The sequence below is a fragment of the Verrucomicrobiota bacterium genome (assembly GCA_016200005.1).
Classification (GTDB): Bacteria; Verrucomicrobiota; Verrucomicrobiia; order Limisphaerales; family PALSA-1396; genus PALSA-1396.
This window is the reverse complement of sequence record JACQFP010000081.1, coordinates 26264-40975: the sequence shown is the minus strand read 5'-3', so window position 1 is coordinate 40975 and position 14712 is coordinate 26264. Positions and strand designations below refer to the sequence as shown.

Annotated in this window: 15 protein-coding genes; 6 read left to right on the top strand and 9 right to left on the bottom strand. The window is 56.0% G+C overall.

The window, feature by feature from the left end:
- Positions 1–157: 157 nt before the first annotated feature.
- Positions 158–1612: an exodeoxyribonuclease VII large subunit gene (gene xseA / locus HY298_25980; protein MBI3853709.1), complete on the bottom strand. Its 1455-nt coding sequence runs from the start codon at positions 1610–1612 to the stop codon at positions 158–160.
- Between the two features lie 85 nt (positions 1613–1697).
- On the opposite strand from xseA, the gene HY298_25975 reads away from it, so the two are divergent.
- Positions 1698–1940 carry a hypothetical protein gene (locus HY298_25975; protein ID MBI3853708.1) on the top strand — a complete coding sequence of 81 codons (243 nt, stop codon included), beginning with the start codon at positions 1698–1700 and terminating at the stop codon, positions 1938–1940.
- Positions 1937–2356 carry a putative toxin-antitoxin system toxin component, PIN family gene (locus HY298_25970; protein ID MBI3853707.1) on the top strand — a complete coding sequence of 140 codons (420 nt, stop codon included), beginning with the start codon at positions 1937–1939 and terminating at the stop codon, positions 2354–2356. The genes HY298_25975 and HY298_25970 overlap by 4 nt, the downstream gene beginning before the upstream one ends.
- 50 nt (positions 2357–2406) lie before the next feature.
- On the opposite strand, the gene HY298_25965 is transcribed toward HY298_25970, so the two are convergent.
- Together HY298_25965 and HY298_25960 are read right to left on the bottom strand one after the other, a co-directional pair.
- Positions 2407–3045, bottom strand: a complete 639-nt coding sequence (locus HY298_25965) for a hypothetical protein (protein MBI3853706.1) — start codon at positions 3043–3045, stop codon at positions 2407–2409.
- A gap of 380 nt (positions 3046–3425) precedes the next feature.
- Complete coding sequence (locus HY298_25960; GenBank protein ID MBI3853705.1) at positions 3426–3875, bottom strand: CBS domain-containing protein; 450 nt, start codon at positions 3873–3875, stop codon at positions 3426–3428.
- A 162-nt stretch (positions 3876–4037) separates the two neighbouring features.
- Between HY298_25960 and HY298_25955 the strand changes: the two genes are divergently transcribed.
- A complete protein-coding gene (locus tag HY298_25955) occupies positions 4038–5240 on the top strand; it encodes a class I SAM-dependent rRNA methyltransferase (GenBank protein ID MBI3853704.1) in 1203 nt (400 codons plus the stop codon).
- Between the two features lie 110 nt (positions 5241–5350).
- On the opposite strand, the gene HY298_25950 is transcribed toward HY298_25955, so the two are convergent.
- Both HY298_25950 and HY298_25945 read right to left on the bottom strand, forming a co-directional pair.
- Positions 5351–6904 (bottom strand): hypothetical protein, encoded by a 1554-nt coding sequence (locus tag HY298_25950; GenBank protein MBI3853703.1) that lies wholly within the window; start codon positions 6902–6904, stop codon positions 5351–5353.
- A gap of 142 nt (positions 6905–7046) precedes the next feature.
- Positions 7047–8111, bottom strand: coding sequence for an HRDC domain-containing protein (locus HY298_25945; protein ID MBI3853702.1), 1065 nt, complete (start codon positions 8109–8111; stop codon positions 7047–7049).
- A gap of 116 nt (positions 8112–8227) precedes the next feature.
- Between HY298_25945 and HY298_25940 the strand changes: the two genes are divergently transcribed.
- From HY298_25940 to HY298_25930, 3 genes are all read left to right on the top strand, one after another.
- The gene (locus HY298_25940; GenBank protein ID MBI3853701.1) at positions 8228–9736 is read left to right on the top strand and encodes a long-chain fatty acid--CoA ligase; all 1509 of its coding nucleotides are present in this window, start codon (positions 8228–8230) and stop codon (positions 9734–9736) included.
- Between the two features lie 184 nt (positions 9737–9920).
- Positions 9921–10109, top strand: coding sequence for a hypothetical protein (locus HY298_25935; protein ID MBI3853700.1), 189 nt, complete (start codon positions 9921–9923; stop codon positions 10107–10109).
- A 9-nt stretch (positions 10110–10118) separates the two neighbouring features.
- The gene (locus HY298_25930; GenBank protein ID MBI3853699.1) at positions 10119–11291 is read left to right on the top strand and encodes a nucleoside-diphosphate kinase; all 1173 of its coding nucleotides are present in this window, start codon (positions 10119–10121) and stop codon (positions 11289–11291) included.
- A gap of 59 nt (positions 11292–11350) precedes the next feature.
- Here the strand turns inward: HY298_25930 and mutT are convergent, their stop codons facing one another.
- From mutT to HY298_25910, 4 genes are all read right to left on the bottom strand, one after another.
- Positions 11351–11770, bottom strand: coding sequence for an 8-oxo-dGTP diphosphatase MutT (mutT, locus tag HY298_25925; protein MBI3853698.1), 420 nt, complete (start codon positions 11768–11770; stop codon positions 11351–11353).
- 15 nt (positions 11771–11785) lie between these two features.
- A complete protein-coding gene (locus tag HY298_25920) occupies positions 11786–13075 on the bottom strand; it encodes a UDP-glucose/GDP-mannose dehydrogenase family protein (GenBank protein ID MBI3853697.1) in 1290 nt (429 codons plus the stop codon).
- 74 nt (positions 13076–13149) lie between these two features.
- Positions 13150–13836 carry an MIP family channel protein gene (locus HY298_25915; GenBank protein MBI3853696.1) on the bottom strand — a complete coding sequence of 229 codons (687 nt, stop codon included), beginning with the start codon at positions 13834–13836 and terminating at the stop codon, positions 13150–13152.
- Position 13837: 1 nt separating this feature from the next.
- Complete coding sequence (locus HY298_25910) at positions 13838–14539, bottom strand: tetratricopeptide repeat protein (GenBank protein MBI3853695.1); 702 nt, start codon at positions 14537–14539, stop codon at positions 13838–13840.
- Positions 14540–14712 lie beyond the last annotated feature (173 nt).

Here is a 14712-nt window from a genome sequence, read left to right as displayed (position 1 = left end):
TCTCTTGGCCACCCAAGGCCGCTGAATCATCCGGCGTATGGACGTTCATCAACCATTGGATATTCTGTTAAAGGTTCAAAAAAACGCAGGAAACTACCCGAGGTGAAGTTGCGCGGTCAAGTCCCTTGCCAAAAAAACTCCGGCGATTAGCTGACGATTAATTCTCGACCCGACTGATGACCTCGCCTGAATGTAAACGCGTCTTCAACCGTTGTCCGGCCCTGGTTTGATCGGCGGCGCGCAGAACCTTGCCGGTGGCCACGTCCATCGTGATGGAGTAGCCGCGTGACAACACCTGCTCCGGCGAAAGCAGACGCAGCCGCGCCTCCAACGTCGTCCAGCCGCTCCGCAATTCTTCCACCCGATGACGCCCCTGCTCGTGCAATCGGCGTTGCTTTTGACGCAGCGACTCCCGCCGCTGCCCAAGAATCAGCGCCGGACGCACGCGCAGCAACCGTTCCGCCAACGTTTGCCAGGCGACGCGCTGGTTGCGGGTTCCCTGTCTGACGCAGCGCGACAAACTGCCTTGCAAATCGTCGAGCTGTTGCAACTTTTCGTTCAACCGCCGACGCGGATGAGTGCGAACCACCCGTTGGGCAAGTTGCTCCAACGATTCCCGCTCGCGCGCCACGCGCTGTTCCATTCGTTGACGCAAGCCGTCGGACACCTCGGACAGAAATCGGCGGCTGGCAAACACGCCTTCGGTAATGATCTCCGCCGCGGCGCTGGGCGTGGCGGCCCGGACATCCGCCACGAAATCGCTGATGGTGAAATCAATCTCGTGACCCACCGCCGAAACGACGGGCAACGCCGATTCAAAAATCGCGCGCGCCACGACTTCCTCGTTAGACGCCCACAAATCTTCCAGACTGCCGCCGCCGCGGGTGACCAGAAGGAGGTCGATTCCACCGTCTGGTTGGAGTTCAAGCTTCAGCTTGTTCCCCTTTTCTTCATCGCCCCGACAAGCTGAAGCTTGAACTCCCGCATTGAATTCATTCAGCAACCGAATCGCCGCGGCGATTTCCTCCGCCGCACCTTCGCCCTGCACCCGGCACGGCGCGAGGATGATTTCCAACGCCGGATTGCGCCGTTGAATCACATGCAGCACGTCGCGAATGGCCGCGCCCGTCGGCGACGTGACGAGGCCGATGCGCTGTGGGTAGCGAGGCAGAGGACGCTTGCGTTCGGGGGCGAACAGTCCCTCGGCCTGGAGTTTCTGCTTCAGCTTTTCAAACGCCAGTTGCAACGCGCCAATGCCCTGTAGCTCCACCGACACAACGCGCAGTTGATATTGCCCGCGCGGCTCATAAACCGTGAGCTCGCCTTGAACAATTATCTTCTGGCCGTCCTGCAACAAGTCGCGACTGGCCTGCGCCTCGCCGCGAAACAACACGCAGCTCAATTGCGCACTGGCATCCTTGAGGGTGAAATAAATGTGACCGGAACTTTGCGCGCGCAGGTTCGTAACTTCGCCCGTCACCCACACCTGTCCGACCTGCTTTTCCAGTGTGCGTTTGATCTGCATCGTCAGCTCGCCCACCGTGAGCACTTTGCGCGTTGCCTCCGTCGGAAACAACTCACCGAAGTCCCATTGCGATTTCACTTTGCCCATCACGCTTAGTTAGCCAGGAATTCAACTGCGGGCAAACACGGAAATTCAAGTGGCAAGCGAACGCGTGGCGTGGTAAAAGAAAAACATGAAGATTGCGCCATGGTCAGCGCCCGTCGAGCCAGAGAAGTTAAAGCCTTTGTTGCACGAAAAGATCGAGCACATGAACGGACAGCAACTTTCGTTGCTCAATCAAGTGTTGCTGCAAGTCGAGGCCGAGGAACTGGCCGACCGCCTTAACGAGGCCTTTGACAAGGACGCTGATCAAGGACGACTGCGACGCGTTGCCGCACTGGTGAAACAATTTCGTGCTGAGCACCGTTACGCATGACGGTCTGCCTGGATACCGGCGTCTTTCTCCAAATCTTCGGGCGGAGGCAGCCGTTTTATCCGATCCTCCGCGCCTGGTTGGACGGCCGGTTTACACTCGCTGTCTCGACTGAAATCCTGCTCGGAAACGAAGAAGTCACAACCAGACTGTCCGGCGCTCAACGCTCGCGTGATGTCCTCGCCTTGCTCGAGTTGCTTTCACAATTGCACCACAATGTCCGTCAAGTCGAACCCCAGTTTCGTTTTAATGCCATCACGACTGACCCTGACGATAATAAATTTTGCGACTGCGCTATCGCCGCCGACGCCGACTTTGTGATTACGGAAGACAGGCACTTCGATGTGCTGAAAACTGCGGGCTATAAGCCACAACCGATCAAGCCCGATGATTTCATTCACCAACATTTGAATATTTAAAGAATCGACCATGCGGAAACAACCCACCAAAGTCCCATTGTAATTTCGAGTTACGGGGCATGGTATCGAGTGGCCGCAGCATTCTTGGCCTCGAGTCGGTCAGCGGTAGCCTGTGCCGCATTGCGGATCGTTGGATTGGAATTCGTCAATGCCGCCCTGAGTGCCGGAAGCAGTTTAGGCCCACTCAAGTTGAGGGCGTCCAGCGCAATGACCACCTCGATCCGTATCCAATCGTTGGTATCGCGCAACGCACCCACCAGTTCCGCACGGAAGGGGGCGAAATCGAATTGCCGATAATTCAACGCGTAATGCTGAACCACTCCAGCGGCATACAACCGCGTCCGGGAATGGTCCGACGACAATAATCGGACAAGCCGCGGGAAGGTCCGCTCTGGTGCGCTGTCGCGTACGTTGAGCAGCACCAAGCTGGCGGCATTAGCTAAACTGTCCGTATCCACCGGGGCGGTCAGCCGCTGTCGAAGCATTGGCGGAAGTCTGGTAAAAAGGCGACGGTAGAGAAGGCTCAGAGCACCGTCCCGTCGTTCCAAGGACTCGACGAGAAATGCAACCCCGTTCGTGCCCATCTCGCTGAACGCGGCGATGGCCGCAGTTTGAGACTTGCGACTGGTGGTTGAGCCGAATACATCGCGCAACCAACTCTCGGCGGAGCGACCGGCGTAACTTGGCATGGTTGAGTGCGCGGTCACGAGTAGGATAGCGATTGCCAAAGCAAGCACCACAGATACAAGCACCCACCAGTGTCGAGTCGGTAGCCAGCTCTTGTTCTTTTCTATGTTCATGTCGGCAGCGGTTCTGAGACTCTCCGTGCGGGCATAGTTTTGCCGTGACCTTCATCAGTTTCCACCATCACGCGTTGGAGTAAGTCACGGTCCTCCGCCGCTTCACACTTCTGCGATTGGTTGGTCAAACATTGTTTGATGATTGGTCCCCCCTCGTGCGGCCGAACGAATTTTTCCGAGTGAAGATTTGGCCAACTGTTGAACCGGCGAACTGGAGTCGTTTGGGACTGTTCGTGACGCTCGTAGCGGACAGGTCAGTGGAAACGACTTCAACCTGGATAGCCGCCGGTAATGTAACTCTCCAGTTGGTTGATGGTCGCGCTCTGGGCGGAGATGATCCAATTCACCAAGTCGCCAATGGAAATGACACCGACGACCTTTTCCTCTTGCAGCAGCGGCAGATGACGAACGCGATGTTCGGTCATGATGCGCATGCACTCTTCCACCGAATGCTCCGGGGTGACGAAGATGACCGGACTGGAAACAATTTCCAGAACCTGCGTTTTTTTGGAGGATTTTCCCTTGAGCGCAACTTTGCGGGTGTAGTCGCGCTCGGAAATAATGCCCAACAACTTGTCGTCCATCATGACCAGCAGCGCGCCGACGTTCTTTTCCGCCATCATGCTGATGGCTTCAAAGACCGTCGCGTCCGGCGAAATGCACCAGACCTTCGAGCCTTTGTGCTTCAGTATCACGCCGACTGTGCTGACATCTTTCATATCGGAACATCCCCAGTCTAACCACTCGGCTGCCCAAAGCCAACAACAAAAGCAGGGTTATTTCTGGCCACCGGCCTTCGTCAGAATTCGCTTTCATCTTCCGTCTGTCTCTGCCTTCATCAGCCCCGCGCACCGACAGGTTCGCCAAATGTTTACAAAATTATGGAATCATTGCCGACTGTTTTACTGCGACCAGGCGAAGCCGACCGCGTTTTGGCGGGCCATCCGTGGATTTATTCCGGCTCCATCCTCCGACTGACCCAACCGGCCGCCGACGGCCAGTTGGTCCAAGTCAAAGACCATCGGCAACGTTTCCTCGGCGTTGGCTTCTACAATTCAAAATCCAAGATCAATGTCCGCGTCCTTTCACCGGAACGGATTGCCGTGGATCAACCGTTTTTCGAACAACGCATCCGCGCTGCCCTCGCCGTCCGACAAAAGCATCTGCCCAACGCGACCTCTTACCGCGTCGTCAATTCCGAGAGCGATTTTCTCAGCGGCTTGATCGTTGACAAGTATGAGGATGTGCTCGTGCTGCAAACTTCGGCGCTCGCCACGGATCAACGCAAACCGATGATCCTTGCCGCACTGCAAACCATCTTTTCCCCGCGCGCCATCGTGGAACGCAGCGACACCGCGTTCCGCAAATTTGAAGGATTGCCCGACGCCAACGGGCTGCTCGTCGGTACGCTGGAGGAGCCGGTTTCAATCAACCTCAACGGATTGCAATTTGAAGTGGACATCCTCGGCGGACACAAGACCGGTCTCTACCTGGATCAACAAATGAACTACCAACTCGTCGCCGAGTTTGCAAAAAGCGGTCAGGTGCTGGACTGTTTCAGCTTTCTCGGCGGCTTCGGGCTGCACGCAGCGCGAGCTGACGCAGCGCACGTCCACATGCTCGACCAGAGCGCCGATGCCATCGCCGCGACTACGCGCATCGCCGCCGCCAACGGGCTGGCGGAGAAATGCTCGTTTGAAACGGTGAATGTCTTCGACTGGCTGAAAGCGCAAACCGCAGTCAAGCCGCACGAAAAGGTTGTCCCGCGTTTCGACCTGATCGTGCTCGACCCGCCGTCGTTCACGAGAAATCGGGCTTCGGTGCCGGACGCGTTGCGAGGTTATAAGGAGATTCATCTGCGCGCCTTGAAGTTGTTGAAAACCGGCGGAACGCTCGCCACGTTCTGCTGCTCGCACCACGTGGATGCCGTGACATTTCAGGAAGTGATTTTGGCGGCGGCGTTCGATGCGCGGCGCACGTTGCGGCGGGTTGCCACTTACGCTCAATCACCTGATCATCCCATTATTCCAGCCATTCCTGAAACGGAATACCTGAAGGGTTTCGCGTTTGATGTGGTGAGATAAACTTTGAACTGCGGTTCCCGCACGCCAAGTTTGGTTTCGCCTCGTTGAGGAGGACGGCGGAACGACGATTCGCGCTGCCGCCGGCATACCGCTGCACCTCAAAGTTCAAGTTATTCCTGCACCCCGAGCCGGTACAATGCCCAAACAAAAGTTACATTAGTGTCCGTGAAAGTATTCGTGTAGCCACTAACACTTGGACCAGGGATATTCGTGCGCAGGTTCAGGAAAGGCGTCTGGTTCGTGAGATTGGTTGATCTCTGCAAGGAGTAAGTAATACCCCTGATCCCTGCCCATTTTAGCACCACTCCTGATCCACTTACCATAGGGCTTAAAAGGTGTAGGACGGATTGGGCATTCGTGGGATTAGTGCCTGCCTGCCACTCCTGCCAGTTGTTCATACCATCGCCATCAGAGTCCATGTAATCCGCTAAACCATCCGTGGGGAGGCCGTATCTTTGGAGATAGGCCAACGAGATGACCGAAGATGGGTTTTGGTACTCATAGGCTCCCACGTCAACGTAGCCGCCGACGACGCGTGGATTCCCGTCCAAATCCACACCAGCAGGAGCAGAGGCGTTGTAGCCTGAGTTTATACATGGTGAATTGGATTGAAGTCGGAAATCGCCGCTGAGGAGGTTCACAAACATTGGCGCATTGGTGAAGCTCCTCACATCGTCGTCTATAATCAGAGGAATTGTGCAGCAGTTCGCGTAGCCGGAATTGTAATAGTTCCCTCCGGAATTATTGTAATACATGATTGAATTACGAGCTGGAAAAGTGTTATGCAGGCCGCCACCTTGGCTCGCTGAATTACCAACTATCGTGCAGTTGTAAACGGCTCCAGCGTAAACTCCACCGCCATTATTGTTCGCGATATTATCTCGAATGACGCAGTTGTATAATATGCTGCCATTTGCCCCTGCCCCATCCTGCGAGGCCTTGTTTCCCGACAAGACGCAGTTCGTCAAGTATCCCTCGTACGCACCACCGCCAAACTGGGCTGAATTGCTGATCAAAGTGCAATTGAGGCAGGCAGGGGTCAGGACTCCACCCCCAAATAGCCCTGAGGTATTATTGCTGACGACACAATTGTACAGTCTAGCCCCAGCGGCACCACCGCCGTAATCGCGTGCTGAATTTCCGGTTAATAGACAATTCGAAACGATACACAACCCATATTTCTCGCCGAAGACCCCTCCTCCGCTGGTCGAAGGATCCGTAAACGTCCTGGAGGTTCGCGTTGCACCTTTGCGCAGTGTGAATCCGATTAATTGGGCACCATTAGTGAGATACAAACAACGAATGGCTGAGTCTCCGTTGATCGACCCAGGAACTTGATACCCTTCAACAACTGTTGCACCCGGACCATTCACACTTCTGACATTTAATGGCTTAATGATCGCAACCCTGTTCGTTAATGAGCCGTAAGCCACTCGCCCGCCACTTGCGTAAATGCCGTTCGTAACTACGATTTCGTCTTGAGGTAACGCGATGTCGATGGCGTCCTGGATAGTCGTCGCGGCCGTGGCCCAGTCGATGTAGGGCGGCACCGGACTGGCGTTGTTCGCGTCCACGTAATGCACCGTTGCGGACGCGCTCATCGCCAGGAGCGCGAAGAGCATGGCTGTGAGTTGCCGGATGTGGGGTCTCAAGGTCGCCTTCATTTGAGTTTTCTATGCGTATCTCAGACTCTGGCAAATGTCCACTTCAAAGTGGCGTTTGCCCAGGTGCATGACGAGTGATCTACCTTTATATGGAAAGGCTCATTCCTGTCGCGATCAATGCTCCCTGTGTTGCTCAAGCAACTCATGTGCGCGACTGCAATAACTCCCGCTGCCAATTCATTAACTCGCTTTCGTGGGCGTTCCAATCTTCAGCCAGCGCCGCCAGCGTCGCCCGGCTTGCGATCAACGTAGGGTCAATGCCCAGTTCATGGGCGTGATGATCGCGCCGCTTCTGCAATTCGATAAACCGACGCTTTTCCGCCTCGCTCGGCCGGCGGTTTATCTGGCGAAGCGGTTTCGGCTGTTCGCCGACCGGCACGGCCAGGCCGCGAGCGATGGCGGCTTTCAATCCAGCACGGCGACGATCAGAAAAATGACGCGGCAACAACGTGTCGAAAGGATGAGCATTCGTTGCCGCCCCGGCCACCTTGACGAGGGTTTCGTGACTGAGAACAAAGAACGGTGGTCGATTGGCGGCAACCGCTTCAGCCTCGCGCCAGTGCCAGAGTTCGCGCAGCACGGCGAGACCCGGCGGGCCGAGCAAATGGCTTCCCTTGATTCGCCAGACCAGATCTGGATCAGGTGACGCCGGCCGCGCGCAATCAGCAATCAGCCGGGCGCAGCTTTCCTGCTGCCAGGCGAGCCGTCCTTTCTGTTGGAGTTCAAGCTTGAGCTTGTCCGCAAGCGGTTTCAAATAATGCGTATCGTTGCGCGCGTAGATTTCCATCCGCTGGGTCAGCGGTCGGCGCGCCCAGTCGGCTTTTTGCGAGCCTTTGTCCAGCGTCACGCCAAGGTGCTCGGCGACCAGGTTGGTCAGGCCGAATTGGCGACCACCCAACAGGCGGCTGGCGAGCATGGTGTCGAAGATGGTTCGTGGCACGAAGGCGTGATGCTTGCGCAGCAATCGCAGATCGTAATCCGCTCCGTGCATGATCAACTCGTGGCCACACAAGGCGTCCAGCAGAGGATCAAGATCAAGGTTGGCCAGCGGATCGATCAACTCATCGCCGGCCGGTGTGCTGATTTGCAGCAGGCAAACTTTTTCCGGATACGCGTGGAGGCTGTCGGCCTCGGTGTCGAGGGCAGCCCACGGCGCCGACTTCAAGTGAACCAGAAAATCGGCCAGCTTTTTATCGCCATCAATCATGCACCGCTATTTAAGGTTTTGACCGGCGCAACGTGAAGCAGGAAGTTGAAATCAATTCACTTTTGTCAGGAATTCGGACTTGGCTTCCGGGCAACGAGATGGTTTAATCACGCGCAATGAACCTGGCGACTGCATTTTCAACCTCGGCCGGAAAGTTTTCACAAAAGACCGCCATTTTTTGGGGTGAAGATGAATACTCCTTCGAGCAACTTTGGACGCGCTCGCTTGCCGTCGCCCATTGCTTGCAGAATCGCTTTGTGGTCGAGCCGGGCGACCGCGTTGGATTGTGGCTCAAAAATTGTCCAGAGTTTGTGCCGGCCCTGTTTGGTGTCTTCCTCGCTGGCGGCGTCGTGGTGCCGATCAACAACTTTCTCAAACCCGATGAGGTCAATTACATTTTGAGCGACGCAGGGATCGACGTTCTCATCACCGATGCGTCGATGGGTGAGGGCACGGCGGCATTGACGGCGATGCGACCGCAACTTCGTTGTCTGCGCATCGAAGATTTCGGGGGACTGCCGCGGCCATCCAGTTCATTTAAGTTGTCGGAGCGGAACGAATCCGATCTGGCCGTCATCATTTACACCTCTGGGACCACGGGCAAGCCGAAGGGAGCGATGCTTTCGCACGGCAACCTGCTGCACAACGTCGATAGCTGTTGCCAGGTGCTTCAGGCCGTGGGTGACGACCGCTTCGTTGTGCTGTTGCCGATGTTTCACAGTTTCATGCTGTGTGTGGGGGTTTTTTTGCCGCTGATTGCAGGCGGTTCAATGGTGCTGGCCAAATCGTTGCATCCGCCCAAGAACGTGATTCAAGAGGTGGTTCATCGGAAGGCCTCGATTCTCCCAGCCATACCGCAATTCTTCCGCAGCCTGACGAGCGCGCCTGCGGAATTAAAATTACCCTTGCGTTTGTGCGTCAGCGGTTCGGCGCCGTTACCGGCGAAGGTGTTGAAAGAATTCACCGAGCGTTTTTCCACACCTTTGCTGGAAGGCTATGGTTTGAGCGAAGCCAGTCCAGTCGTGAGTATGAATCCACTGGCGGGACCGTGGAAGGCGGGCTCGATCGGCGTCCCCATTCCCAATGTGGAAGTCAGCGTTCAGAATGATGCCGGCGATCTGCTTGCATCAGGACAGACCGGCGAAATCTGCGTCCGCGGCGGCAATGTCATGCAAGGCTACTGGAATCAACCGGAGGAAACCGCGAAAGCCTTGCGCAACGGCTGGCTGCTCACTGGCGACGTGGGACATCGCGATCCTGACGGCTATTTCTACATCACCGACCGCAAGAAAGACATGCTGCTCGTCAACGGCATCAACGTCTATCCGCGCGAGATTGAAGAAATCATCTACCATTTTCCCGGCGTGAAAGAGGCCGCAGTGATCGGTATGCCCGATCCGCGCAAAGGGGAACAACCCGTTGCTTTCGTTGCCGCTGCCGACGGAACCAGGCTTGAAGAGAAGGCGCTGCTTCAATTTGTCCGTCAGAAACTCGCTGATTACAAAGTGCCGCGCCGAGTGGTGTTCATGGCCGCCTTGCCCCGCAACGCGACCGGAAAAATCCTCAAAACTACGTTGCGACAATCCGCGCTGGCATCAAATTCGACATCGCAAGCGAAGGATTAAGCGTCCTCTCCCTCGCTGAGACGGCGCGACAGTTTGTATCTCATCTGATTCGTCATCAATAGGTTGCGTGTATTTCTGGACTGGTTGTCGAAGTGGTTTTCCAGTTGACGCTTGCGAGAACTGACCCGTAAGCTACTCGCCGCCGCAGAAACAGCGCGTGAGACATTTTGTCGATTGAATTTTTATGCCCGAAGGATATTGCGTCAAGTGTAAGGCCAAAAAGGAAATTGCCGATGCCGTGGAAGAAGTCATGAAGAACGGCCGCAAAGCGATTAAAGGCAAATGTCCAACCTGCGGTGTGGTCATGTTCAAAATTCTCGGAGGCAAAGCCACGACCACGACTCCCGCCGCCGCGCCGAAGTCCGCTGGTTGATTTGCCTTTATGTCTGAACAGCTTGCTTACGTCATCATCACACCCTACTCGCTGAACAAGTCCCGCACCGGCGGCATTCTGAGCCGCTTGATCACCCGCACTGGACTGGAAATGGTCGGTGCCCGCTTGTTCGGCCCGAGCACGGAGCTTGTGAAGCAATACTCCGAAGCCATCGTTTCGGCCAATGATCCCCAGGACCGACGCATCCAAGAGCTGATTTATCAGTACATCTTGCAGAATCTATCGCCCGATCCCAAGACCAAGCGGCGTCGCCGGGTCATGGTGCTGTTGTTTCAAGGCGACGATGCGGTGCGCAAAATCCGCTCAGTTATCGGCAATATCGGCGCGGACCGGCGCGGCGGCGAAACTATCCGTGATACTTACGGCGACCTCGTCATCGATGAGAACGATCAGGTGCGTTATTTCGAACCGGCGGTGCTGGCGGCTCCCAACGTCGATGAGGCCAAGATGAAGTTGAAACTCTGGGCGCGCTACTCCGACACGGACGGCGGTGTCCTGGAAAACACAATTCCTTATCAGCCGGGGGAAACGCCACAACGCACGTTGGTGTTGATCAAGCCGGAAAATTTCCGTTTCCCGACCGGCCGGCCCGGCAACGTGATTGATTTTTTCTCGCGCACCGGCCTGTTCATCGTAGGCATCAAGGTGCATCGCATGAGCGTGGCGCAGGCGACCGAGTTTTATGGGCCGGTCAAGGAAGTGCTGCGCACCAAGCTCGTGAGCGTTGTGGTCGCGCGTGCGAAGGCCGCGGTTGAAAAGGAATTCAATCTGAAAATCCCGTCCCAGCAGGAGCAGGAACTGGGACGTATCCTCGGCCCGCTTTACGGTGACAACCAATTCGAAAACATCGTCAAGTTCATGTCAGGACGCGCGCCGTCCGAATGTCCGCCCGACCAACTAAACCAACCCGGCAGCGAAAAGTGCATCGCTTTGATCTATGAAGGCGTCGAGGCCGTGCGTAAGATTCGCGACGTCCTCGGCCCGACTGATCCCTCCAAAGCGCCGCCCGGCTCCATTCGGCGCGAGTTCGGCCAGACCATCATGGTCAACGCTGCGCACGCGAGCGATTCGGTGGAGAACGCCCAACGGGAGATACGCATCGTCAACGTCGCTGAAAACAATTTCAAAACGGTTGTGGAGGAATTTTACGGGAAGGTGTGAGAAGTGAGTGAGTATCGGGCCGGTGCGAATCAGCGCCAGAGGTCAGGGGAGTTTTCCAATCACTGCAATAATTCTGCGTCCGCCGCGGGAAACTCATGACCTGCCAGTTCCGAGAGGTTGACCCAGAGGAATGCGGGACAGCCAAGCGCCCGTGGTTCGTTCCGCTCCCATCGACAGCGGAAAAATTTCAGGCGCACAGTTTTTTCGGGGTAAGCGTGGGTGATTTCCTCCACCAGCGCGCCCACCGTCACCTCGATGCCCAACTCCTCGAACAGTTCGCGCCGCAGACATTCCTCGAATGACTCCCCAGGATGTCTTTTACCACCGGGAAATTCCCACAATCCGCCCAGATGCGCATCGGCGGGTCGTTGGGTGATGAGCAGTTTGCCGTCACGAAAGATCAGTCCGGCGGCGACTTCGACCGGTTGGGTCGATGGAGTGGTGGAGTGCTGGAGGGTTGGCTTTCGGTGCTTGTCCATCACTCCGATGCCACATCACCGTCCGATGCTTTTGTAAATGAAACCCAATCGTTCCATCTCTGCCGGGTCGAAAAGATTCCGGCCGTCGAACATGATTGGATGAGTCAACGCCTTGCGGGCGCGTTCAAGGTCGAGCTTCTTGAAAATCGGCCATTCAGTAGCAACGATCAAGGCATCACAGCCCTCAGCGACTTCATTCATGTCATCGACGTAAGTCACTTCCTTCAGTTCAGCCTTGGCCTTCTCCATCGCTTGCGGATCGTGAACGCGGAGAAGCGCGCCTTCCCGCTGCAGGCGATGGCACAAATCAATGGCCGGCGACATGCGCACATCGTCGGTGTTCTGCTTGAAGGCGAGACCGAGCACGCCGATTTTCTTTTCCTTGAGCACCCAGAGCGTGTCGATGATTTTCTTGACGAAACGATCCATCTGCTCGGCGTTGATCCGTTGGACTTCCTTCAACAATCCAAAATGGTAGCCAAGCTGCTCGGAGATTTTGATGAACGCGCTCAAATCCTTGGGAAAACAACTGCCGCCGAAGCCGAGTGAAGCGTCGAGAAAGCGGCGGCCAATGCGCGCGTCCATGCCCATGCCATTGGCGACTTCCTGAATGTTCGCACCCGATGCCTCGCAAATGACCGAGACGGCGTTGATGTAGGAAATTTTCAGCGCGAGGAAGGAATTGGCGGCATGTTTGATCAACTCCGCGGAATTGATGTCGGTGACGATGATCGGCGCGTTGAATGGTGTGTAAATCTCCTTCATCGCCGGCACTGGACGTTGTGAGCGCACGCCAATCACGACGCGGTCGGGCTTCATCAAATCATCCACCGCGAATCCTTCGCGCAGAAACTCCGGGTTGCTGACCACGTCAAAGTCCACTTTCGCTTTGCAGTAACGTTTGATGGTTTCAGACACCTTGTCGCCGGTCCGCACCGGCACCGTGCTTTTATCGACGACGATTTTGTAAGAACTCATGGCCCCGGCGATTTCCCGCGCGACCTTCTCAATGAAACTCAGGTCCACGGAACCATCGGGCAGCGGCGGCGTCGGCACCGCAATGAAAATCACATCTGAACTCTCGACCCCTGCCGCAGTGTTGTCGGTGAAGGTTAGTCGTCCAGCAGCGACATTCGTTTTGACCATTTCTGCCAGACCCGGCTCGTAAATCGGAATGCCGCCGCTGTGGAGAAGTTTGACTTTGGCACTGTCGTTATCGACACAGATGACGTGATGGCCCTTCTCGGCAAAGCAGGCGCCCGTCACCAGTCCGACATACCCTGTTCCTATGATGGCCAACTTCATAATGGATTTGCGTCAAACATTGCCGACAAAGAGCGCTTGGTTTGGATCCAGATTCCAAATGCAATGACCGGGCGTCAGTCTTTCTCCTTGATGAGGAAGCGGCCATACACCAGCCCGGCCAGCGCGCCGCCGAGCATCGGGCCGATCCAGTACACGAGATGATTGTTCCAATGTGCGCTGGCGAGCGCCGGGCCGAACGTGCGCGCCGGATTCATCGCCCCACCCGTCAGCGGTCCGCCAAACAGAATGTCCAACGCCACAGTCAAACCAATCGCCAGACCGCCAATCTTCGGCGCGCGGGCGTCCACCGCCGTGCCGTAAACCACAAACACAAGAAAAAATGTCAGCACGGCTTCAATCATGATGCCTTGCATCTTGGTGACGTTGGCACCGAGGTCAGGCGTGCCGGCAGCGACAATTTGCGCGCCGGATTGAGCAGCGTTACCCAACAAATTTACCAGCATGATTCCGGCGACGGTGGCGCCGACGAGTTGTGAAATCCAGTAAGCAATGGCCTTGGGCAAATCCATTTTACCACCGACATACACTCCAAGGGTCACCGCCGGATTCAGATGACCACCGGAGATGGCGCCGGTCGCGGAGACCATCACGGCAATCGCCAGACCATGCGCGAGTGCAATACCGAGCAAGCCGACGTTGGCATTGGAACCATCGTTGTAAATGGCGCCCACTCCGATGAAGATGAGCGTAAACGTGCCGATCAACTCGGCAACACACTGTTTGAGCAATGTTTGGTTCATATTATTCTGGTTTGAAGATTCTCGAAGGTGGAGCATTTGTTGGGGCGAGGCCAGGATGTTTGAGCAACAACTCTTCCAAACGCATCCCGGCTTCTGCGCCGGACGAACTGTAAGCGGTGCCCTGCGTCAATTCAGCATAAAGCTTCTGCGCCTGTTCCGGCTTGTTCTGGTTTTCGTAGATCAATGCCAGGGCCAGCTTCGCCTGACCGACCGTGTGATCTCTCGGAAAGCGAGAGATCACTTCCTGGTATTTGGTAATGGCTTCAGCGCTTTTGCCCTGTGCTTCCAGACAGGCGGCAATGCCCATGATGGCCTCGGGTAGAAGTGGGTTGTCCGGGTATTCCGGCTGAAATTTTGTAAACTGTGCCTGCGCCTCGGCAGCTTTGCCTTCCACGAACAAAGAAACCGCTCCCAGCAATAACGCACGCGCGCCAGCGCTTGTGCCATTGAATTCCATGGCCACCTTCAAATAAGCCTCCGACGGAACCACTTCAATCTGGCGGGAGGAAGTCCTGCCGGGTTGCACATTGGACAGGGCTTCGTTGGCTTCCAACTCGCGCTGATTGCCGCGCCAGATCATGAAAGCAGTGACCAAGCCGGCCACCGCAAGGATGACCACGGCCACGATCAGCCGTCTCTTATTGGCATCCAGCCACGCCAAAAAGTCGTAGAAGCGCGTTGACGTCGTAATTTCAGTTCCCATAGAGGCGGGAAATGTTCCGGGCATGCCTCAAAAACGCAAGCTCGAAATGCCTTGATCCACGCGAGTGGCCTTTGATTGGCGACTTCGTCCCCTCGCCCGACAGGAATTCGTCCAACCGCAAAACTAAACCACAGAAAAATTATTTGACAGATTCCAAGCTATCAATCAATCTA

Bases quoted from the DNA above. Each gene is read 5' to 3' on its own strand.
- xseA (MBI3853709.1), bottom strand. From the start codon at position 1,612: ATGGGCAAAGTGAAATCGCAATGGGACTTCGGTGAGTTGTTTCCGACG.
- HY298_25975 (MBI3853708.1), top strand. From the start codon at position 1,698: ATGAAGATTGCGCCATGGTCAGCGCCCGTCGAGCCAGAGAAGTTAAAG.
- HY298_25970 (MBI3853707.1), top strand. From the start codon at position 1,937: ATGACGGTCTGCCTGGATACCGGCGTCTTTCTCCAAATCTTCGGGCGG.
- HY298_25965 (MBI3853706.1), bottom strand. From the start codon at position 3,045: ATGCCAAGTTACGCCGGTCGCTCCGCCGAGAGTTGGTTGCGCGATGTA.
- HY298_25960 (MBI3853705.1), bottom strand. From the start codon at position 3,875: ATGAAAGATGTCAGCACAGTCGGCGTGATACTGAAGCACAAAGGCTCG.
- HY298_25955 (MBI3853704.1), top strand. From the start codon at position 4,038: ATGGAATCATTGCCGACTGTTTTACTGCGACCAGGCGAAGCCGACCGC.
- HY298_25950 (MBI3853703.1), bottom strand. From the start codon at position 6,904: ATGAAGGCGACCTTGAGACCCCACATCCGGCAACTCACAGCCATGCTC.
- HY298_25945 (MBI3853702.1), bottom strand. From the start codon at position 8,111: ATGATTGATGGCGATAAAAAGCTGGCCGATTTTCTGGTTCACTTGAAG.
- HY298_25940 (MBI3853701.1), top strand. From the start codon at position 8,228: ATGAACCTGGCGACTGCATTTTCAACCTCGGCCGGAAAGTTTTCACAA.
- HY298_25935 (MBI3853700.1), top strand. From the start codon at position 9,921: ATGCCCGAAGGATATTGCGTCAAGTGTAAGGCCAAAAAGGAAATTGCC.
- HY298_25930 (MBI3853699.1), top strand. From the start codon at position 10,119: ATGTCTGAACAGCTTGCTTACGTCATCATCACACCCTACTCGCTGAAC.
- mutT (MBI3853698.1), bottom strand. From the start codon at position 11,770: ATGGACAAGCACCGAAAGCCAACCCTCCAGCACTCCACCACTCCATCG.
- HY298_25920 (MBI3853697.1), bottom strand. From the start codon at position 13,075: ATGAAGTTGGCCATCATAGGAACAGGGTATGTCGGACTGGTGACGGGC.
- HY298_25915 (MBI3853696.1), bottom strand. From the start codon at position 13,836: ATGAACCAAACATTGCTCAAACAGTGTGTTGCCGAGTTGATCGGCACG.
- HY298_25910 (MBI3853695.1), bottom strand. From the start codon at position 14,539: ATGGGAACTGAAATTACGACGTCAACGCGCTTCTACGACTTTTTGGCG.